This window comes from Martinezella hainanensis (genome assembly GCF_900094555.1).
In the GTDB taxonomy this organism is placed as follows: Bacteria; Pseudomonadota; Alphaproteobacteria; order Rhizobiales; family Rhizobiaceae; genus Rhizobium; species Rhizobium hainanense.
In genome coordinates this window covers 85,858-105,743 of the sequence record NZ_FMAC01000001.1, presented here as the reverse complement: position 1 = coordinate 105,743, position 19,886 = coordinate 85,858, and the positions used below count along the sequence as shown (strand labels likewise).

14 protein-coding genes are annotated in these 19,886 nt (G+C 61.2%); 7 read left to right on the top strand and 7 right to left on the bottom strand.

Features of this window, described 5'->3' with window-relative positions; all coding sequences use genetic code 11:
• Positions 1 to 14 precede the first annotated feature (14 nt).
• Positions 15 to 6,902: an apolipoprotein A-IV repeat region-like domain-containing protein gene (locus tag GA0061100_RS00510; RefSeq protein ID WP_075850670.1), complete on the bottom strand. Its 6,888-nt coding sequence runs from the start codon at positions 6,900 to 6,902 to the stop codon at positions 15 to 17.
• Between the two features lie 492 nt (positions 6,903 to 7,394).
• Here GA0061100_RS00510 and GA0061100_RS00505 point away from each other — a divergent pair, with 492 nt between their 5' ends.
• Positions 7,395 to 7,763, top strand: coding sequence for an Hpt domain-containing protein (locus GA0061100_RS00505; protein ID WP_075850669.1), 369 nt, complete (start codon positions 7,395 to 7,397; stop codon positions 7,761 to 7,763).
• A gap of 148 nt (positions 7,764 to 7,911) precedes the next feature.
• Positions 7,912 to 8,232, top strand: coding sequence for a 2Fe-2S iron-sulfur cluster-binding protein (locus GA0061100_RS00500; protein ID WP_075850668.1), 321 nt, complete (start codon positions 7,912 to 7,914; stop codon positions 8,230 to 8,232).
• A gap of 447 nt (positions 8,233 to 8,679) precedes the next feature.
• Here GA0061100_RS00500 and GA0061100_RS00495 read toward each other — a convergent pair whose 3' ends face one another.
• Complete coding sequence (locus tag GA0061100_RS00495) at positions 8,680 to 9,303, bottom strand: DUF922 domain-containing Zn-dependent protease (RefSeq protein WP_075851826.1); 624 nt, start codon at positions 9,301 to 9,303, stop codon at positions 8,680 to 8,682.
• 92 nt (positions 9,304 to 9,395) lie between these two features.
• Here GA0061100_RS00495 and folP point away from each other — a divergent pair, with 92 nt between their 5' ends.
• The 3 genes from folP (at position 9,396) to folK (ending at position 11,209) form a co-directional block, all read left to right on the top strand.
• Complete coding sequence (gene folP / locus GA0061100_RS00490) at positions 9,396 to 10,265, top strand: dihydropteroate synthase (RefSeq protein WP_075850667.1); 870 nt, start codon at positions 9,396 to 9,398, stop codon at positions 10,263 to 10,265.
• A 61-nt stretch (positions 10,266 to 10,326) separates the two neighbouring features.
• Positions 10,327 to 10,698 carry a dihydroneopterin aldolase gene (gene folB / locus GA0061100_RS00485; RefSeq protein WP_075850666.1) on the top strand — a complete coding sequence of 124 codons (372 nt, stop codon included), beginning with the start codon at positions 10,327 to 10,329 and terminating at the stop codon, positions 10,696 to 10,698.
• Positions 10,682 to 11,209 carry a 2-amino-4-hydroxy-6-hydroxymethyldihydropteridine diphosphokinase gene (folK, locus tag GA0061100_RS00480; RefSeq protein ID WP_425298633.1) on the top strand — a complete coding sequence of 176 codons (528 nt, stop codon included), beginning with the start codon at positions 10,682 to 10,684 and terminating at the stop codon, positions 11,207 to 11,209. The genes folB and folK overlap by 17 nt, the downstream gene beginning before the upstream one ends.
• 77 nt (positions 11,210 to 11,286) lie before the next feature.
• On the opposite strand, the gene GA0061100_RS00475 is transcribed toward folK, so the two are convergent.
• The 4 genes from GA0061100_RS00475 to GA0061100_RS00460 form a co-directional block, all read right to left on the bottom strand.
• Entirely contained in the window at positions 11,287 to 11,838 is a 552-nt protein-coding gene (locus tag GA0061100_RS00475; protein WP_075850664.1) for a hypothetical protein, read from the bottom strand.
• Positions 11,839 to 11,943: 105 nt separating this feature from the next.
• On the bottom strand, positions 11,944 to 13,035 hold the full coding sequence (locus GA0061100_RS00470) for a YcjF family protein (RefSeq protein WP_075850663.1): 1,092 nt from the start codon (positions 13,033 to 13,035) through the stop codon (positions 11,944 to 11,946).
• Positions 13,032 to 14,507 (bottom strand): YcjX family GTP-binding protein, encoded by a 1,476-nt coding sequence (locus tag GA0061100_RS00465; protein WP_075851825.1) that lies wholly within the window; start codon positions 14,505 to 14,507, stop codon positions 13,032 to 13,034. The genes GA0061100_RS00470 and GA0061100_RS00465 overlap by 4 nt, the downstream gene beginning before the upstream one ends.
• Positions 14,508 to 14,630: 123 nt before the next feature.
• Positions 14,631 to 15,122: a SixA phosphatase family protein gene (locus tag GA0061100_RS00460; RefSeq protein WP_075850662.1), complete on the bottom strand. Its 492-nt coding sequence runs from the start codon at positions 15,120 to 15,122 to the stop codon at positions 14,631 to 14,633.
• Positions 15,123 to 15,403: 281 nt separating this feature from the next.
• Here GA0061100_RS00460 and dksA point away from each other — a divergent pair, with 281 nt between their 5' ends.
• On the top strand, positions 15,404 to 15,823 hold the full coding sequence (gene dksA / locus GA0061100_RS00455; protein ID WP_004109001.1) for an RNA polymerase-binding protein DksA: 420 nt from the start codon (positions 15,404 to 15,406) through the stop codon (positions 15,821 to 15,823).
• A 93-nt stretch (positions 15,824 to 15,916) separates the two neighbouring features.
• Here dksA and GA0061100_RS00450 read toward each other — a convergent pair whose 3' ends face one another.
• Positions 15,917 to 16,861 carry a flagellar biosynthetic protein FliO gene (locus GA0061100_RS00450; RefSeq protein ID WP_075850661.1) on the bottom strand — a complete coding sequence of 315 codons (945 nt, stop codon included), beginning with the start codon at positions 16,859 to 16,861 and terminating at the stop codon, positions 15,917 to 15,919.
• Positions 16,862 to 17,252: 391 nt separating this feature from the next.
• On the opposite strand from GA0061100_RS00450, the gene cckA reads away from it, so the two are divergent.
• A complete protein-coding gene (gene cckA / locus GA0061100_RS00445) occupies positions 17,253 to 19,871 on the top strand; it encodes a cell cycle histidine kinase CckA (RefSeq protein ID WP_075850660.1) in 2,619 nt (872 codons plus the stop codon).
• The last annotated feature ends 15 nt before the right edge of the window (positions 19,872 to 19,886 follow it).

Genomic DNA, 19,886 nt, shown 5'->3' with positions numbered 1-19,886 from the left:
TCTTACTGTCTGTCTCAGCTCAGGCGGCCGGCGGCATGGGCCAGCATGGTGTAGACCTTGCCGGTATCCGAAGTGAGATAGGATTGCGTGACCGTCTTGTCGCGATCGGTGCGGGCAACGTCGGTAAGCAGCTTTTCGAAATCGGCGATGTAGCGATCGACTGCGGTGCGGAATTCCGGCTCGCGGTCGTATTTACGCTTGATCTCGTCGAAGGTCTGCTGGCCCTTGAGCGTGTAGAGCCGGCGGGTGAACACGTCGCGTTCGCCACGCTGGTAACGGCGCCACAGGTCGACAGAGGCGTCATGATCGATCGCGCGGGCGATATCGACCGAAAGCGAGTTCAGCGACTCCACGACATGGCGCGGGTTGCGTGCGGCCGGAGCAGGAGCCTGTTCCACCGGTGCTTTCGCCGTCGCCTGGCGTGCGGGTTGCAGACCGGCGTTTTCATCACGCGAAGCGCCACGCAGCAGGTCGCTGATCCAGCCGCCGCCGGCTGCTTCCTGGCGTGCAGGGGCTGCCGTCTCGGCCGGACGCTGCGGCTGTGCTGCCGGGCGCTCGGCCGGGATCGATCCACGCAAGCCGAGGGATTCGATCGAAGGCGGCTGCGGCTGCGGTGCTGGGCGCTGCATGGGTTGCTGAGCGACCGGTTGTTGTGGAGCCGGCTGTTGCGGCGCGGGCTGTGGTGGCCGGGCGGCGACCGGGGCAGGTGCTGCGGGTTGCGGGCGCGGAGCGGGCTGCGCATCGGCCAGAGCACGGGCTGCCGGCTCGGAAATCTCCAGCTGCTGCGTCGAGCGGCCGACGATCTGCGAGATGTCCTGCAGAGCCTTGATCTGCTCGGCAACGGCGCGACGCATGGCTGCAGCACTTTCCTTTGCCTCTTCCGGAAGGTCGAAGGCGCCGCGCTTCAGTTCGCTGCGGGTGAGGTCGAGCTCGCGGCGGATATCGCCGGCCGAGCGGCGGATTTCGTCCGTCGCCCCGGCAAAGCGGCCGATCGCGTCATCAACAGCGACACGCAGGGTTTCGCGCAGCTGCTGGGCAGCCGTATCCGAGGTCTTGCCGGCATCGGCCAGCATCTGTTCGACTTGGGAGAGCGAAGCCGTCAGGCCGCCACGCAACCGATTGGTGAGGTCGCTGGAACGGCGTTCTGCATTGGCGAATGTATTTTCAACGGCCTGGTTCGCTTCTTCGCCAGCCTTATGCAATGCGCCACGCATATTTTCCGCCGCATCCTCGGCGCGCTTTTCGGCGTCCGAGAGAACACGACCAATATCCGCGAAGGAAGACTGCACGCTCTGGCGAAGATTGCCGGTCACCTGGTTCGACCGCTGTTCTGCGCGGTCGAAGGCCGTTTCCACCATCGAGCCGAGGGCGCGCATGGTGTTCTCGATCTCTTCCGAGCGCTGAACGAGGCCGACGGCCAGGTTCTGCAGGGCCGTTTCGCGTTCTTCCAGTGTCGATACGAGGTTCGACTGGGCGGCGCCCAGAAGCTGGGAAGCCTGCGACAGAACCTTGGAGTGATCGTCGAAGCGACCGACGATGCTGCCGACCTGCGACAGGGTCTGGCCGGTGATCTCGGACAGCTTGTCGACCTTGCCTTCGAGAAGGCGGCTGGAGGCGGAAACCATTTCGCCGGCCTTCGCGGCAGATTCCGCGAAGCGTGACGAGGTTGCCGTCAGGCGGTCGTCGACGTTTGCGAATTCGGTAGCAGCATTGGACAGCAGGCCGGCGATCGCCGAGTTGTTGTCCGCCAGGCGGGCGATGATGCCATTGACGCTGGCGAGCAGGTTGTTTTCGAGAGCGCTGACCGTGTTGACCGCATGCTCGGTGCGCGACGAGATTGCGTTGATGAGGGCGGCGTTTTCGGCGCGCAGGCGCTCGGTGCTCTCCTGGGCTGCCGCCGAGATGAGGGCTGCTGCTTCCTGACCCGTTGCCGCGTAGCGATCGACGATCGGGCGAGCCTTTTCGTCGATCAGGCGCGACAGCTCGGTGGAGCGTCCTGCGAGCATCGAGTTCAGCTCGCGGGTGCGTTCGTCGAGCGAGGTGCGGATGGAAGAGCCGCGGGCTTCCAGCGCCTTGTCGACATCGGCAAGCGTGGAGTCGATTTCACGGGCGCGTTCTTCCAGCGAGCTGCGGATGGCCGTGCTGCGCTCCTCGAGCGCACGCTCGACCTGAGACATGGTGGAGGCGATCTGCTCGCTGCTGCCGGCAAGCGTGTTGCGGATGGCGGCACCACGGGCTTCCAGCGATTGTTCGGCCGAAGACAGGGCCTGCGAGATCGTGTTGACCTGATTGCTGACGAGGCCCTCGGCTTCGGCGACCTTGTTGACGATCGCGTTGCCGGCCTCCGAGAAGGTCTGGGCAACGGCCGCAGCCTGGCTTGCCAACCGGTTCTGCGTTTCCGAGACGCGATTGACGAGGTCGTTGGAGCGCTCGGTCATGGCGCGGGCGAAGGCATCGCTGTGGTTGCCGAGGTTTTCGGCAAACTGCTGACCGGTGTTGGCAAGCAGATCGGCGGTGCGTGTGGCTTCCGTGTCCATGCCCTGCGCGGCATCGGCAACGGCCGTGCGCAGCGTGGTGGCAAGATTGGCGGCCTTGCCCTCGATCGTGCGATTGACGGCTTCGAGGCCAACATTGAGAGCGCGATCCATGGTTGAAAGGCGCTCTTCGATGCGGGCCGATGCCTGGCTGCCGCTGTCGTCGATCTTTGCCGCGCCGCTCGCCAGCGTATCGGAGAGGCGGTTGCCGGCCGCATCGACCTGTGCGGCAACGCCGGTGACACCTTCGTTGATGCGATTTTCGAGAGCCGACAGGCTGGCCTCGACCCGCGAGCCGGTTTCGGCAAAACGGTTCGTCATGCCGTCGATCGACTGGTTGAGGTTGGACGAGAAGGTTTCGGCCGAACGCGCGATGTCGCCGGCGGCCTGCTGGATACGGCCGGCAATGTCGCCCGCGCCGCTGTTCAGGCGTTCTTCCAATGTCCTTGCGCTGGTGTCGATGGTCTGGCGCAGCGAAGCCTCGCGGTCCTCGAGCGACATTTCAAGCATGCTGGCGCTGGTGGCAATCGAGGTGCCGATGGCCGTCGTCTGTTCCATCAGCGTGTTGTCGATCTGCTCATGGGCGTCGCGCAGGGCCAGATTGATGGCGCTGCTGCGGTCTTCCAGCGTGGAGCGCATACGCTCATAGGCAGAAGCAAGGTTCTGATCCATCTGCGACAGACCGGCGCCGAGCGTGTTTTCGAGATGGCGGGTGGTGCTGCCGAGAACCGTCTCGACGCGATCGCTGTTGCTGCCGAGCATTTCGGAGAGAGCGTCCGTGTGGGCAGCGAGCGAGCGATCGAGGCGGTCCTGGTTTTCGCTATAGGCAGCACGGATGGCATCAGCCTTGTCGCCAAAGGCGCCGGCGACGCGGGACTCTGCGCCGGAGACGCTGTCGAGAAGCGCATTGGCGCGTTCTTCCAGGGCGCTCTCGAAGCGGTTCTGGTTTTCGGCGAGCGAGATCGCAAAGGCCATGCTCTTATCGTCGAGCGTGTTGGTCAGTGCTTCGTGACCGCTGGTCACGGTATGGGCAATGGCCTTGGCGCTACTGGAAAGAGTGTCTTCGAGCTTCGCATGATTTTCCGAAAGGGCGATAGCCAATGCCATCGTCCGGTCGTCGAGGCTGTTGACGATCCTGTCGTGGGTGCCGGCAACGGTTTCGGAGAGGGCGTCAAGACGGCTTGATACCGTATCCTCAAGCCGCGACTGGGTGTCGGAGAGCGAAATCGCAAGCGCCATCGCCTTGTCGTCCAGTGCGTCGGCAAGTGCATTGTGGTTGCTGGTAAACGCGTTGGTGATCGCCTCGGCGCGGTTGGCAAGCGTTGCTTCGAGGCGCGACTGGCCGGAGGTCAGCGCATCGGAGAGTGCCCGTGTCTTGCCTTCGAGCGTATCGGCAACGCGCTCGGCATGGCCGGAAACGGTATCCTCGAGACGGGCCTGGGCTTCCGACAGCGCGATGGCGAGTGCCATCGTCTTGTCGTCCAGCGTGGCGCCGACGCTTTCCGCGTGGCCGGAAACGGCGTTTTCAAGGCGGGCCTGGCTTTCGGAAAGAGCGACGGCCAATGCCATCGTCTTGTCATCCAAAGTGCTTGCAACGCTTTCCGCGTGCCCGGCGATGGTGCTTTCCAGGCGGGACTGGCTTTCGCTGAGCGCGATGGCGAGTGCCATCGTTCTGTCGTCCAGCGCTTCGGTCAAGGCGTTGTGGTTGCCTGCAAATGCCCTGATGATCGCCTCGGCGCGGTTGGCGAGGGTTTCCTCAAGACGTGACTGGCCTGAGGTCAGCGCGGCGGCGAGGGCACTGGTCTTGCCTTCGAATGTATCGGTGACGCGGTCGGCGTGGCCAGCAACGGTTTCTTCCAGCCGGGCCTGGCTCTCAGAAAGCGCGATAGCGAGCGCCATCGTCCTGTCGTCGAGGGCATTGGTGACGCTTTCGGCATGGCCGGAGACAGTGCTTTCGAGACGAGCCTGACCCTCGGCGAGCGCGCGCGCAAGTTCCTTGGTCTTGGCATCCAGCGTTCCGGCAACGTGTTCGGCATGACCGGAAACTGTGTCTTCCAGGCGGGATTGGCTTTCGGAAAGCGCGATGGCAAGTGCCATCGTCTTGTCGTCGAGCGTGTCGGCCAGCTTGCTGTGGGTATCGGCCATGGCGCTATTGATGGCGTCAGAGCGGCTCGCCAGCGTGTTTTCGAGGCGGAGCTGGCTTTCAGCCAGCGAAATGGCCAGCATCGACGTGCGCTCGTCGAGGGCGGCGGTCAGATGTTCGTGGGAGCCGCTGACAGCGCTTGTAATCGCTTCCGAACGCTCGGCAAGCGTCTGCTCGAAACGGGACTGGTTTTCCGCCAGGGCGCCGAACAAGGCGTTGCTGCGGGCGGCCATCACGGCATCGACGCGCTCATGAGCGGAACCCAGGGCCTGCGTGATCTCGCTGGTGCGGGCGGAAAGCGTGTTGTTGATGTCGTTGGCGCGGCCGGTGAAGGCCGAGGTCAGTTCTTCCGTGCCGCTTTGCAGGGCAGCGGAGACGTCGCGCGTGACACCCTGCACGGCAGAGGTGAAGGCGCCGGCATGAGAGGCGAGCGTGGTGTTGAGTTCGCTCGTGCCCGAAGTCAGGGCGGAAGAAATGCCCGTCGTTGCGTTCTGAAGCGCGGAGGTGATCTCGTTCGCCTTGGAACCGATCGCACTTTCCAGCACTTCCTGGCCGGTTGCCAGCGTCGTTGCCAGAGCGAAGGACTGGTCGGTGAGGTGTGAACCCAGGCGCTCGATGCTGGAGGTCAAGATGCCTTCCAGCGCATCCGAATTGCTGCCGAGCGACTGGTTGATGCGGGTGAGGCTCTCCGAGAGCTTGGTGTCCAGGGTGCCGGCGCGCTTGTCGAAGGCCGAGGTGAACTCCGATACGCGTTCGTCGAAGGTCGTCGAAAGTTGTGCGATCGTCGACTGGAAGCGCTCGTCGAAGAAGCCGGAACGCAGGTCGATATCCATGATGGCATCATCGGCCGTCGATTGCAGGCTCTGACGGAAGCTCGCGCCCTTTTCGTCGAGTGCAGTGTTGAGGCGGGACAGAACATTGTCGAGCGTGCCCGTAATGGACCGCTCGCCGCCGGTGAGGCTCTCGCTGATTTCTCGCGTGCGGGCGACCAGCGTCTCGTTGAGCTGGCGTGCACGTTCATTCAGTGCGGAGTTCAGCTTTTCGGTGTTCGCATCGAGTGTCGAGGCGCGGGTTTCGAACTGGCCGAGCAGCGCGTTGCCGCGTTCGGTGAGGGTCGACGATAGGGATTCCAGCCGGGTATCGAATTCATGGCTGAGAGCGAGGCCCGAAGCGTTCAGATTTTGCAGCAGGCTGTCGGTCTTGGCGGAAAGCAGGGTCCCGAGGGCTTGAACAGCCGAATCCGACTTCTCCATCAGGGCGGCGGCACGCGTATCGATCATCGATGCGAAGGCTTCGCCGGAGGTGGAGAGGCGCACGGCGATTTCTTCGGTCGCCAGCGACAGGTCTTCCTTGATCTGATCGTGCACGCCTGAAATCGACGAGCGGATCCGCTCGGCGTGATTGACGATGGCGTCACGCTCGGTACCCAGTTCGTGGACCAGGCTGCGCACGCGCAATTCGTTGTCGGCGTAGCTGCGCTCCAGCGCATTGACTTCGGTATGAACGAGTGTTTCGAGCTCAGTGGCGCGTGCAATGGTGCGTTCGATGCCTTCGTTCATCGCCGAGACTTCGCGGCGCACGGCCTGACCGACCGTCATGATGCGCTCGGAAGCGACGGTTTCCGGCTCGACGAGGCGCAGGGCGACTTCTGCCATGGAGCGGGCAGCATTGCGCATGTCGTGCGCACGCGAGATCATCATGCCGAAAGCGTAGAAGAGCAGCACCGGAACGATGATGCCAACGATGCAGGCGATGACGCCCGGAAGGGCCGCGAGATCCGCGATCGAATGGATGTTTCGGATCTGGGTGCCGTAAAGCATGAAGGCGAGGCCGGCGCCGCCGATGATCCAGAACAGCGAGAAGATCGTGGCGTTTCGCACGGCGTGGCTTTGCGAGGCGCCGTCGAGCGCCCTCAATATGCTTGCGGAACTCGCCCGGCTGCCGTCATTGGCGGCTGCAAGGTTCGGGTTCTTTGGCGCCTCGACGGGGCGGGGCGGCGTAGCAGGGGCAGCGGTGCTGCGCGCGGCGCCATTCTTGTGGGCGGCATCATCCCTGGTCTGCTTTATCGGCTGTTTCGGCGGTTCAGACACATTTCGCTCCGGGACATCGGGCGTAGTGCCGCTGCGGGACTCCAAGCTCTCGTCACTGAAATCGATCTGCAGAGCTTCGTCCAATGCCTGAAAGGCCTTGTCCTCGACCGACTCGATGTACTTTTTGTTCGCCATGCGGTTACGCCTCGTTACAACTCACTCGGGCTTGCCGTGTCTTTTCCGGTAATTCCGCCGTGTCCGGAAAAGACGAACCCTGCCTCCCGTAGGGTCTTCCGCCTCCGATCAAGATCGAGCTTGGATTTCCCATTACATTCAGAGTGGATAACTGGTTTTTCAAACGGATGTTATGAAAACATTACCATCATCCACTTCCGGGGCAAAGGCATGTGCCATCTACCCAATTTACTAGTATCGTAGTGACACATTCCCCCAGTCATGACAATTAATTCCACCTTAAAGCCAGTGGATCATTAAGGTGTCATTAACCCTATTTACCCGTTCAACGCCATGAAAACCCAAGATTTTGAGCATGTTTAACGCACGTTAACCATGTCTGGAGTTTTCGGCCCTGAATGTGCCAAAATTTAACTGGATGGCCATGCCCGGGCCGCAACTATGCGGCAGGTCCCTAAAACAGTCATAGATAAATGACGGGAGCATTGGCACATGGCAGCTTTGAACATCGCATTTGAATCTCCGGACAATTCGCGGGGCGCGGCCCCGTCTCGGGAGCGGGCGATCGATCTCGTCCATCTCGGCAAGCAGACGATGGGCGATAAGGCGCTGGAGGTCGAGGTGCTGCAGATGTTCGCCAGGCAGGCCCGTTCCTGCTTGCAGGAGATCGGCAGCGGCGATCCGAAGCGCGTGGAGGCGGCATCACACAAGCTGAAGGGCGCTGCGAGCGCCGTTGGCGCTTTCCGCGTCGCTGATGCGGCTGGAGCGCTCGAAAGCAATATCGGCGACGCCGCTCACATGGCAGCGGTCACAACCAGCGTCATCGAGGCCGAAAACTTCATTTTGAAGCTTTCGCGCTGAGCTGATCCGCTCGAAGATCAATGATGTGCATTCTTGCGCCGCCAGACGGGACAAACCGTTTCGGCGGCGCAAATGTTGACTGCCCCAACGATTTGTTGGAAGTAAAATTCCGATCGTCCTTCATTCACGCAATTCGGAATTCACCCACATGACCAAATTGACCATCGTCGCCTTCGACGGCACGCGCTTTGACCTCAATGTCGACGAGGGCTCCACGGTAATGGAAAATGCCGTGCGCAACTCCGTTCCAGGGATCGAAGCGGAATGCGGCGGTGCATGCGCCTGTGCCACCTGTCATGTCTATGTCGACGAGGAATGGACCGAAAGGGTCGGCGGCCCGGAAGCCATGGAAGAAGATATGCTCGACTTCGCCTTCGACGTCCGCCCGAACTCGCGGCTCTCCTGTCAGATCAAGATGAAGAGCGCACTGGACGGTCTTGTCGTTCATGTGCCGGAACGCCAGGCCTGATGCCAGGCCTCACGCGGACGCCGCCACTCGATGCGTTGCGATAATCCGGCTGAAAGCCAAATGCCCAAAAAAGAAGCCCCGCTCAGCTGGTGCAGCGAGCGAGGCGAGGCGGGCGCATCACTGCAGGCAAGGGAGGAAACACCTGCAGCTTCAGGACGCGCCAGGAGAACACTTAGCGCATGCTTTGAAAAACAAACCCTGACTGCGCCGAAGAGCGAAGAAACCCGCCAACGCAGGTACTCAAAATCGATCCTTTTGCGACATCCGCCCGGTCTTCTTCGAATCAACCAGTGCGTTTGTCTCTGTAATTGATAGGAAAAACCTATTTCAGATTCTCGTAAAGTTCAAAGAGCGACGAGATCGAACGATTCACAGGATATAGTGGCTGATTTCCCACAGTTGGCTCTTCTTCATTGCCTTTTGCGCCGAAGGTAGTTCTTCGACAGGTTACTGCTGGGTACCTTGGCGGCTGCGGTAGTAGAGCAGCCTCTGCATCCGGCTCGTGAAATTGATCGCTTCGATGCGGTCGAAGCGTGCCTGATCGGCATCGTGTCGCTCGGTTTCCCGCGACGTCACCTCGTTTGCCTTTTCCTGAAGCGCATCGCAATTGCTGGCGGATGGCAGAGACAGGATCTGCCTTTCTATCTGCCGCGCATGCTGACGGGCGATTTCGACATGCCGGTCCTCATGGCGCCGGATATCGGCGGCCAAGGTATCCCAGATCATGGAAAGCTGCTTGCTGGCATGCCGCCGGTCACGCCAGCGCGGCAGAATGATTTCCGTATCAACCGTAACCTTGACGCCGGAGATATAGCAACGCCCGTTTGCTTCGCTATAGGTCGCATTGCCGCCGAAGCGAATCTTCGTCGCACCGGGATGGTGGCTACTGGAGCCGATCGCCAGCGGTCCACGCTGGTTCAGGGCAGCATCGAGCTCGTCGGCGGTACTGCCCTTGATGTCGAAATAGGAAATGGATTTGCGGGCAATGACTTCGGCGTTGGCCACATCGTGTATGCAGAACGCGAGCAGCAACGCACATGAAAGACTGAACTTATGGGATGCAAGCGGCATTCGTGTCGCTACCATGTTGAACTTCTGTGAACCTTGCGGCATAGCCACTGTGAGCGCAATATCAAGCGCGAGGTTTTTTCCTTTTCAATGGGATGGGACGGTTCGTGACGGAGCTTCGCAGCCAAACCTGGCATGTCGCGCATGGCCGCAGCATCGATGTCGGCGGTCAGAGCGTCATCATGGCTATCGTCAATGTGACGCCGGATTCCTTTTCAGATGGCGGTCACTATGAGGCCGTGGATGCGGCCGTTGCCCATGCGCTGGTTTGCATTGAGGACGGGGCTGCCATCATCGATATCGGTGGCGAATCGACCAAGCCAGGTGCCGCCGCCGTCAATGCCAGCGAGGAGCAGGGTCGGGTGTTGCCCGTCATCGAGGCCTTGCGCGGTAAGACCGACGCGCTGATCTCGGTCGATACCTATCGCGCCGACACGGCGCGGCTGGCGATCGGGGCCGGCGCGCATATCGTCAACGACGTCTTCGGTCTGCAGCGCGAGCCTGATATCGCTGCCGTGGCGGCGCAAACGGGCGCCGGTCTGTGCATCATGCATACGGGACGTGACCGGCAGAAGCTGCCTGACGTGATCGACGATCAGCTTTTCTTTCTCAATCGCTCGCTGGAGATTGCCGCCGCGGCCGGCGTCGACAGGCAGACGATCGTGCTCGATCCAGGTTTTGGCTTTGCCAAGGAGAATGCCGAGGAAAATCTGGAGCTGATGGCGCGTTTCAATGCTCTGCTGCGCTTCGAGCTGCCCCTGCTGGTCGGCACCTCGCGCAAGCGGTTCGTCGGCACTATAACGGGGCGCGAAGCGGCTGACCGGGATGTCGGCACTGCGGCAACCAGCGCGATCCTGCGACTGCAGGGGGCTGCGATATTCCGCGTACACAATGTCGCAATCAACAGGGACGCGCTGGCGGTTGCGGATGCTATTCTGAGGACGCGCGCGAGACTTAAAGCATAATGCTCGAATCCAGGGAGCGGTTTTCGGACCCGATCGCGCCTGTTCGAAACGGAGAGACGCCATGAGCGCTGTGACATACACCATTACTCTGCAGAATTGCGCCTTCTTTGCCCGGCATGGCGTGCATGATGAGGAGGAGTTCCTCGGCCAGCGCTTCTTCGTCGATGCTGAACTCGATGTCGAGGCTGGCGATGCGCTGGAGCGCGATTCGATCGACGACACTGTCAATTACGGCATCGCATTCAGCGTCATCGAGGAAATCGTAACCGGGCGCCGACGCTACCTGATCGAGGCGCTGGCGCTCGATGTGGCGAAGGAGCTATGCCGTCGTTTTCCGAGTATCCGCCGCGCCAAAATCACGGTACGCAAGCCCAATGCCCCGGTTCCGGGCGTTCTCGATTATGTGCAGGTGAGCATTGAGCATTTTGCCTGAAGGTGTAGCCGTGCGGACGGCGCTCGGTTTGGGTGGCAATCTGGACAACCCGGTCCGTGCCATGGCGCTGGCCTTGCGCACGCTGGACGGGCGCGCCGATTGTCAGGTGGTCTCGGTGTCGCGGCTTTATCGCACGCCGCCCTGGGGCAAGACGGACCAGTCCTTCTTCTACAATTCCTGTGCTGCCGTCGATACGACGCTCACCCCGGAAGCGCTGCTCGATGTGTGCCTCGACATAGAGCGGCAGATGAAGCGGGTGCGGATCGAGCGCTGGGGGCCGCGGACGATCGATATCGACATGCTGATCTATGGGGATCTGGAACAGGCCGAGCCGTTGCTTACCATTCCGCATCCGCGAATGGTCGAGCGTGGTTTCGTGCTGATGCCGCTTGCCGATTTTGCTGCCGACCTCATCGTGAACGGCCGTACGATCAGCGACTGGTTGCACGATGTCGACGTCGAAGGCATCGAGGTCGCGGATGAAAGCCGTGACTGGTGGCGGTCGGCCTGAACTGGACGATATGATTATATAAAGAGAAAGGCCGGCGAAATTGCCGGCCTTTCTCTTTATGAACTATTGTCCGATGCTTACTGGATCGAGCCGACCGCCATCTGGTCGACGTCGGCGCGCTTCAGCGTGACGCCGATGACGGGCACCATCTGTTCGCCGACCTTCACCGAGATGGTGACGTTCATCGACTTGCTGTCCGGAACGCGGGCGATCATGGCGCCGTTCAGTTTCTGGCGGTTCAAGCCGAGAACGACGGTGTTGTCGTTGACGGTGCCCGATGTGACATCGAGACCCTTGCCGGCTGCGCCATCGAGGAACTTTCCGCTATAGGAACCGCCACTCTGCGTGATTTCTGCCGACATCGGCTGCTGGAAGACGCCAACGCGGCAGGTACCGTCGAGCTTGACGCCGGCGCTGCCGCCGTCAGACGGCTTGCCCGTGAGACTGCAGGTGAACTTCGTGCCTTTGTACTTGCCGGCAACGATCTCGCCGGGACCGCTCCATGTGCCCGAGATCGACTGGAAGAAGGCCTTGTCGCGGGGTGCCGCGTCAGCTGATTGCGTCCAGACGCCGGTGGAGATGGCTGCGGCGGCAAGGCTGCTTACAAGAAGAATTCGACGCGAAAACATGGACATTCCCTAGCGAGGCGAAACCGTGAAACTGGTTGTCACTTTTGCCCTAGAATGGTTAATGCTTGGTTTCCGGACGTGCTGAAGTCCCTAATTTGCAGGTCATCACGCCGGGTTGCGACCGGTGACGCTGGGCGTGAGGTCGCCGGCGAAATCGGCGATGCCCGGTCGCTTGAGTGCCTTGAAGGGCAGCGGCCGACAGAGATCCATCGCGGCTATTCCGATCCTTGCTGTCATCATGCCGTTGACGACGCCTTCGCCGAGGCGGGCTGACAGTTTCGACGCTAGTCCGTGGCCGATCAATTGCTGGACGATGCTGTCACCGACGGCGATGGAGCCGGTGACGGCGAGGTGGGCGATCACATCGCGCATCAGCCTGACCATGCCGAGCGTGCCGGGCCTGCCGCCATAGAGCTCCGCCATGGCACGAACCAATTTCGCGGCTTCGTAAAGAACATAGAGAATATCGACGAGGGCGCGGGGACTGACGGCAGTTACGACTGAAACCCGCTTCGAGGCACCGAGAATCAATGCGCGGGCACGTCGGTCGAGCGGGCCGAGCAGTTCGCGTTCAGCAAGGTCGATCAGCTGTGGCGGGTCGATAATGTCGTCTTCCGCCGCCTTCAGGGTTGCGCGGCCTCTGGCCGTGTCAGGATTTACTTCCAGGATCGCGCAGAGGCGCTTGACCAGGGCCTTGGCGCGGGCCGGGCGGGTCTCCAGGACGGCTGCTTCCGCCTCGGCCTTGATGGTCTGGACGGCTGCGAGCCGCATCATGCCGGCCGTCTCGCGGATCACGATGGCAAGCACGGCAAGTATGCCGACGGCGACGACGGCAAGGGCGGTATAGCCGAGCCAATCGGCCCGGCTGAACAGATCGCGGATGAGCTGATCCGTCCAGAGGCCGAAGGCGAGCGACACCAGGATGCCAAGCGCGCTGAGTGCCACCTTGCCGAAGGAGAATCCCTTGCGACGGGGCTTGGCAATGGCATTTGCATCCGAATCAGCGCCGAGGGCCGGATTGATGAATGGGTCTTCCGCATCGGGCGTGAGCACGACGTCGGTATCGAAGCTTTGCGGTTTACGCACCACCGGTGGCGCGGCCTTGTTGTTCGACCCTTTGCCAGACAGCTCCGGTTCCAGCATGAAGGCGGCGGGGCGGCGGTTGCCGTTCGGCTCGTTTTCGGTCGATTTCGTCATGCGAGACGGTCTCCGAACAGGAACTGCATAGCGCGGTCGAGGCGGATATGCGGCACGGAAAGTTTGATCCCTTCACCGGTTTCATCGAGCTCCGGCGGGCGAAACCGCACGACGTTCACCTCGGGCAGATGGACCTTTGCCCCATTGGATTCAAGGGCTTCGAACAGCCAGCGCGGGTTTTCCGGGAGATCGCCGGGGAAGACCGCCGTCTTGCGATTGCCGTCAAATGTCTCGCCGGCGATGGTTTCCTTGTCCATCGGCGTGCCAACGATGACGGGAAGGGTCTGCCCGTCGCGGGTCACGGTCGCCTCCCGTGTCGCGCGCACCGAAGCGATGGCCATGACCTCGATGCCGGCGCCGGCCATGCCGATGCGCTCGATGGCACGCTCGACCAGGCGGCGCGTCAATGCTTCCAGCCGGTCGTGGCTTTCATGGTGGAGATGGTCAGCCTTGGTTGCGGCGACCAGCACGCGGTCGATGCGGCGGCCGAGCAGGGAGGAGAGGAGCGAATTCGTGCCGGGGCGGAAGCAGGCCAGCACATCCGTCAGCGCCCTTTCCAGATCCTGCACCGCTTCCGGGCCGCGATTGATGGCCTGCAGGGCATCGACGAGAACGATCTGCCGGTCGAGGCGGGCGAAATGTTCGCGAAAGAAGGGTTTGACGACGACGGACTTATAAGCCTCGTAGCGGCGCTCCATCATCGCCCATAGCGACCCTTTCGGCGCGCTGCCTTCGGCCGGAAGCTTCAGCGGTGCAAAGGTGAGGGCGGGCGAGCCATCGAGATCGCCCGGCAGGAGGAAGCGGCCGGGTGGCAAAGTCGAGAGCGAGCGCTCGTCGGATTTGCAGGCTTTGAGGTAATCGGCAAAGGCGGTGGCGAGGTCACGTGCCTTCATTTCATCCGCGGTTTCAGCGATGTCGGCTTCCTCGGTCATCGCCACCCAGTGACGTGAAAGCTCGGCGCGAATGCCGGTGTTTGCCAGCGCAAGCGTTTCCTCGCTGAAGGTGCGGAAATCCTTGGCGAGCAATGGCAGGTCGAGCAGCCATTCGCCGGGATAATCGACGATATCGATGGAGAGGCGCCCGGGTGAGAACAGGCGGTTCCAGCCGCTGGCGCTTTGATAATCCAGCGTGATGCGTAGCTCGGAGATCGCCCGCGTCGAATCCGGCCAGATGCGGTCTTTGACCAACGCGCGGATATGATCTTCGTATTGAAAGCGCGGCACGGCGTCATCCGGCTGCGGTTCGAGGCGGACAGCCGAAACGCGACCGGACTGCACGGGCTCGAACAGTGGCAGACGGCCACCATTCAGGAGATTATGCACCAGCGAGGAGATGAAGACGGTCTTGCCCGAACGGGAGAGGCCCGTAACGCCCAGACGAACTGTCGGATTGACGAGGCCGGCGGCGCGATCGGCGAAATTGTCAAAGGCGATGAGGGCGTCGTCGGTAAAAGAGGTCAGGCTTGGGGGCAAGGCGGGATCCCTGGATGACAGCGTGGCCGTGAATATAGGGATCGAAACTCGCGCCGAAAAGATGAGCGGATATCTGTCTGCAATCACCGGCGAGCGCGGTCGCTGCCCATATCGAAGAAATCCCTATTCGGTGACAAAATCCGTCAGGGTCCAACCCGACGGTGTCGCATCGATCACAGCAAGGCCGGCCGTCGGAAAGCCATGTGGGAGAGCATCGGCGAAGGCTTCATGTCCGACCAGCGCGGCGAGCGTCAGCTCGATGATCGGATTGTGCGCGACCAGCATGACCGAGCCCTGGTCGGTCTGCGCCGAGATGAGCGACAGGTAGATATCGGGCGTACCGTTATAGAGTGCATCGACAAAGCGGAACTCCGTCGAGGGCGTGACGGCGCGGCGCATGGCTGCGGCAGTCTGGCGACAGCGCATGGCGGTGGAGGAAATGATGAGGTCAGGCTTGTAGCCCTTGTCGACCGCTTTCTCTGCGACGATCTCGGCTGCGGCATAGCCATTATCACTCAGGGGACGGTCGAAATCCTTCTGCCCGGGCGCAGCCTGTCGGGCCTCGGCATGGCGCAGAAGATAGATCCTGGAGGGCGGCGGCGAAATTTTGATCATGGCGAAATTCCGAGGCTCGATTTCTCCAATGAGGTAGCGTCTGTTCGCATGTGTCGTCAACTGCGAGGCGATCCGTGCGAAGGCGAAATGCCCCACCTTCACGGGAAGGTTACGAGCGCCGAGAATCGGGGCTGACGGGAAGAAGTGATGAAAAAATAGACCCTTAGCCGAATTTTATGACAAATTTAAAAATCAGTTGACAGCATCTATTTGGCTTGAATCGGCACTATTGGTTGGGATATACACCCCAGCCATATGAGATGTTCTTCAGGAGAATCGCGTTGAGTGAGAAGATCGATCTTAGTAACTATGTGCCCTCGGAAGACGAGGAGTTCATGAATCTGAATCAGCGAGCCTATTTTCGAGCGAAGCTGATAGCATGGAAAAACGATATCCTTAGAGAAGCGCGCGAGACCCTGGATCATCTGGCAGAAGAAAGCGCAAATCACCCCGATCTTGCCGATCGGGCTTCTTCGGAAACCGACAGAGCCATCGAACTTCGGGCTCGCGACCGCCAGCGTAAACTCATTTCCAAGATCGATGCCGCCTTGCAGCGTATTGAAGATGGTACCTACGGCTATTGCGAGGAAACCGGCGAGCCGATCGGCTTGAAGCGTCTGGACGCTCGTCCGATCGCTACCTTGTCGATCGAAGCACAGGAACGTCACGAGCGCCGCGAGAAGGTTTATCGCGACGAGTGACGGTGGTTCGGTTTCGGCCGAGCTCATGGAACAAAGGCACGACGGAGATATCCGTCGTGCCTTTTTCGATTCCAGCGTTTGAGAAGCCGCATCCTATTTGTCGCGGCTGACGCTCATTTCACCGAAGATGCGAGCGACTTCTTTCTGAAGAGCGCTGTCGGCTCCCGTCATCGGAGCAAGTTCGGGTTCGACACGTTTTGCCGGGCTAGGGATTGGGGTTGGGATTGGGGATGCTGCAGCATTCGGTTGCTGCTGCACCTGCCGTGGTGCCGGCGCGTTCGGAATGATCCGTTCGGCGGTCAGGTTCTTCGACATTTCAGCTTCCAGTATACGCTGGAAATCATTATCGGGTTCGGCAGCAGGAGTCGTCGGTGCGAGGGTGGGTTCGACTGCCGCCGGGCGCGCGGGAGCAGGCTGCTGCTGCGGCAGGACGACGTGGCGAGCAGCATCCAGTATGTCGGCTGCTTCGGCCTCGCTGATCGACGGAGCGGGCTGAGGGGTCGGTTGCGGCGGCTTGACAGCGGCGGGTTGTGGGCGTTCGGCCACCTGCGGCACCGGATCGGGTTCCGCCACAGGTGCAAGGCGGGGCTCATTGCGCAAATAGGCTTCGATCTTGTCCTCGGCCGATTGCTGGCGCTGCGGAAGCGCTGCTGGAGGTGCTTCCACAGCCGCCGCCTTCTGCTGCGGCTGTTGCCGCTCTTCAAATACCATGGGGATCTCGACCGGCGTCGCGGCGCTTCCAGCCCGCGTGGCATCGGAAATGCCAGATTCGATGACGATGTCTGTCGGGCCGCCGATCATGATCAGATGCTCGATCCCATCGCGTCGCACGAGCACGAGACGGCGGCGGGCATCGACGGCGGCGGCGTCCAGCACCTGCAGGCGAGGCTGGCGGTTCTTGCCGCCGCGCACGAAGGGAGAAGGAGCGCGGTTGCGCATGATCCACAAAATGCCGATCAGCACGAGCAGGGCAATGCCAACTCCGCCAGCTGCAAGAAAGAAACGGCTGCCATAGGCTCCGGCGATATCGTCCAACATGTCGAGATACTCCGTAATTGTCCCCGATGTCGCGGTCTACAGCGCCGCGCGTCACATGTGACGCGCAAAGGTCGCTGTAGTACTTTAAATCTACCGCATAATTTTATCCTTAAATCGATTCCGAATTAAGGAATTATGCAGTAGGCGCAACTGCGGCGGGTAAAGCTTTGACCATGACCCTTCTATACGGCGATCATATGAACAGGATTGCGCCGGAGACAAGATGCGATTGCAGGCTGTCATATTCTATTGCTTGTGAATTCAAGCCTTTCTGGCCCGGCAAAGCTTTTTGCGGATGACGCAAATTGATAAAGAAGATTCGAAAGGTCCGACTCCGGCGACCCCAACGTGTATGACATGTCGCGAGGAGAACGGCTGACAAGAGGGGTTTATGACGAAGCAGCGTCCGTCCGACGAGTATAGCGTGCCGCTGGTGGATCGCGGAGTTCGTTCGGGAACTGTGCTGCGCATCATTCTGCTTGCGCTGGTTCTCGTCGCTGCCGCGGCGGCCTTTGTCATCTTCAAGAGCCAGCTTGATAATGAAGCCGTCCTCGGCGGCCTCGGCATTCTTGCCATGGTCGGCATATTCTTCCTGGTCTCCTCGATCATCGGTTTCGTCGAGGTCATGCCGCAGCCGCAGTCGGACAGCCTGGCGCGCTCCTTCCTCAACAGCCACCCCGACGGGACGCTCATCACCGACGAGAAGGGCCGCATCGTCTATGCCAACGCTGCCTATGGCCGCCTGACCGGTGCGACCAAGGCGACGGAAGTACAGTCGCTGGAGATGCTGCTGTCGCGAAACCGTGAGTCCAACGAGGCTCTCTACCGGCTCGCGAATGGCTTGCGCGATGGCAAGGAGGGATCGGAGGAGTTCCGGTTGTTGAAGCCGCTCGGTCCCTTCAACGGGATCGGTCAGGGAGCCCATTGGTATCGCCTGAAAGCGCGGGTGCTGTCGGCGGAACAGGATAGCAACAAAACGCTGCATATTTGGCAGATCACCGACATCACCTCCGAGCGCGATGATCAGGAGCGATTCTTCAAGGAATTGCAGAACGCGATCGATTATCTCGACCATGCGCCGGCCGGCTTCTTTTCCGCCGGGCGCAAGGGCGAGATTTTCTATCTCAATGCGACGCTCGCGGAATGGCTGGGCTTTGATCTCACAAAATTCGTTCCCGGCTCGATGACGATCGGCGATCTGGTGGCCGGCGAGGGGCTGGCGCTGATCCAGTCCGTTCAGGCGGAGCCTGGTTTAAAGAAGACGGTCACGCTCGATCTCGATCTGCGCCGCGCCAACGGCCAGAGCCTGCCGGTGCAGATCGTTCACAGCGTAACATCGATGCGCGACGGCGCTCCCGGTGAGAGCCGCACCATCGTCCTGACCCGGCAGAACGGGGCAGACACGGAGCAATCGGCTTCCGCAGCCGCAATGCGTTTCAGCCGTTTCTTCAACAATACGCCGATGGCGATCGCTTCTGTTGACGGCAACGGTCGCATTCTGCGGACGAATGCACCCTTCCTGAAACTCTTCTCGGAACTGGTATCCCGCGACGATATCGAGCGCGGCGCTGCTCTTGAGACCATCGTTAATGAAAGCGACAGGCCTAGCCTGCATCAGGCCCTGGCGGCCGCCAAGGATCGACAGGGCGACATTCCGCCGATCGACTCCCGCAATCCGAAGGACGACACGCGGCATTTCCGCTTCTATATCAATGCCGTCATCGACCAGACCGACGAGGCGCCGGAAGAGGCCGCCATCGTCTATGCCGTCGAGGTGACCGAGCAGAAGGCGCTCGAGACGCAGATGGCGCAGACGCAGAAGCTCAATGCCGTCGGTACGCTCGCAGGCGGCATCGCGCATGACTTCAACAACGTTCTGACCGCGATCCTGCTCTCGTCCGACCATCTGCTGCTGCAGGCGCGGCCGTCAGACGCCAGCTTCGCGGATCTGATGGAAATCAAGCGCAATGCCAATCGCGCCGCCGTGCTGGTGCGGCAGCTGCTCGCCTTCTCGCGCAAGCAGACCATGCGACCGACGGTTCTCAATCTAACCGATGTGATCGGCGATCTGCGCATGCTGGTGGACCGGCTTCTGTCCGGCACGCACGTCAAGCTCGATGTCGACTATGGCCGCGATCTCTGGCCTGTCAAAACCGACCTCTCGCAGTTCGAGCAGGTGCTCATCAACTTGTGCGTCAATGCCCGCGACGCCATGCCCGGCGGCGGTACGCTGACGTTGCGCACCCGCAATCTGCTTGCGTCCGATGTCAGCGCCTTCAACTATCCTTATCTGCCGCATGAGGACATGGTTCTCGTCGAGGTCAGCGACACCGGCACCGGCATTGCGCCGGAGATCATGGACAAGATCTTTGAGCCGTTCTTCACGACCAAGGAAGTGGGCAAGGGCACCGGCCTCGGTCTTGCGATGGTCTACGGCATCATCAAGCAATCCGGCGGCTACATCCAGCCGGAATCGGAAGTGGGCAAGGGAACGACCTTCCGCATCTTCCTGCCCCGCCACATCGTCGAAATGCCTGCCGTGACGGAAGCGAAAGCGCCGGAAAGCCGTGACGTCGCGCTCATGGACCAGAGCGTCGGTCTGGCCGCCTCCACGGAAGAGCCGGCGGACCTGACCGGCAAGTCCGCCGTGGTGCTGCTCGTCGAGGACGAGGAAGCGGTGCGTCGCGGCGGCAAGCGCATGCTCGAGACGCGTGGTTACACCGTCCACGAGGCCGGCTCCGGGGTTGAGGCGCTCGACATCATGGAGGAGCTCGACGGACAGGTCGATGTCGTCGTATCTGACGTCGTCATGCCTGAAATGGACGGTCCGTCGCTGCTCCGCGAGCTGCGCAAGAAATATCCGGATCTGAAGTTCATCTTCGTCTCCGGCTATGCCGAGGACGCCTTTGCCCGAAATCTGCCGGCCGATGCGCAATTCGGCTTCCTGCCGAAGCCGTTCTCGCTGAAGCAACTTGCCGTAGTCGTGCGCGAGACGCTGGACAAGAACTGACGCGTATTGCGCAAG

Bases quoted from the DNA above. Each gene is read 5' to 3' on its own strand.
- GA0061100_RS00510 (WP_075850670.1), bottom strand. From the start codon at position 6,902: ATGGCGAACAAAAAGTACATCGAGTCGGTCGAGGACAAGGCCTTTCAG.
- GA0061100_RS00505 (WP_075850669.1), top strand. From the start codon at position 7,395: ATGGCAGCTTTGAACATCGCATTTGAATCTCCGGACAATTCGCGGGGC.
- GA0061100_RS00500 (WP_075850668.1), top strand. From the start codon at position 7,912: ATGACCAAATTGACCATCGTCGCCTTCGACGGCACGCGCTTTGACCTC.
- GA0061100_RS00495 (WP_075851826.1), bottom strand. From the start codon at position 9,303: ATGCCGCTTGCATCCCATAAGTTCAGTCTTTCATGTGCGTTGCTGCTC.
- folP (WP_075850667.1), top strand. From the start codon at position 9,396: ATGGGACGGTTCGTGACGGAGCTTCGCAGCCAAACCTGGCATGTCGCG.
- folB (WP_075850666.1), top strand. From the start codon at position 10,327: ATGAGCGCTGTGACATACACCATTACTCTGCAGAATTGCGCCTTCTTT.
- GA0061100_RS00475 (WP_075850664.1), bottom strand. From the start codon at position 11,838: ATGTTTTCGCGTCGAATTCTTCTTGTAAGCAGCCTTGCCGCCGCAGCC.
- GA0061100_RS00470 (WP_075850663.1), bottom strand. From the start codon at position 13,035: ATGACGAAATCGACCGAAAACGAGCCGAACGGCAACCGCCGCCCCGCC.
- GA0061100_RS00460 (WP_075850662.1), bottom strand. From the start codon at position 15,122: ATGATCAAAATTTCGCCGCCGCCCTCCAGGATCTATCTTCTGCGCCAT.
- GA0061100_RS00450 (WP_075850661.1), bottom strand. From the start codon at position 16,861: ATGTTGGACGATATCGCCGGAGCCTATGGCAGCCGTTTCTTTCTTGCA.
- cckA (WP_075850660.1), top strand. From the start codon at position 17,253: ATGACGAAGCAGCGTCCGTCCGACGAGTATAGCGTGCCGCTGGTGGAT.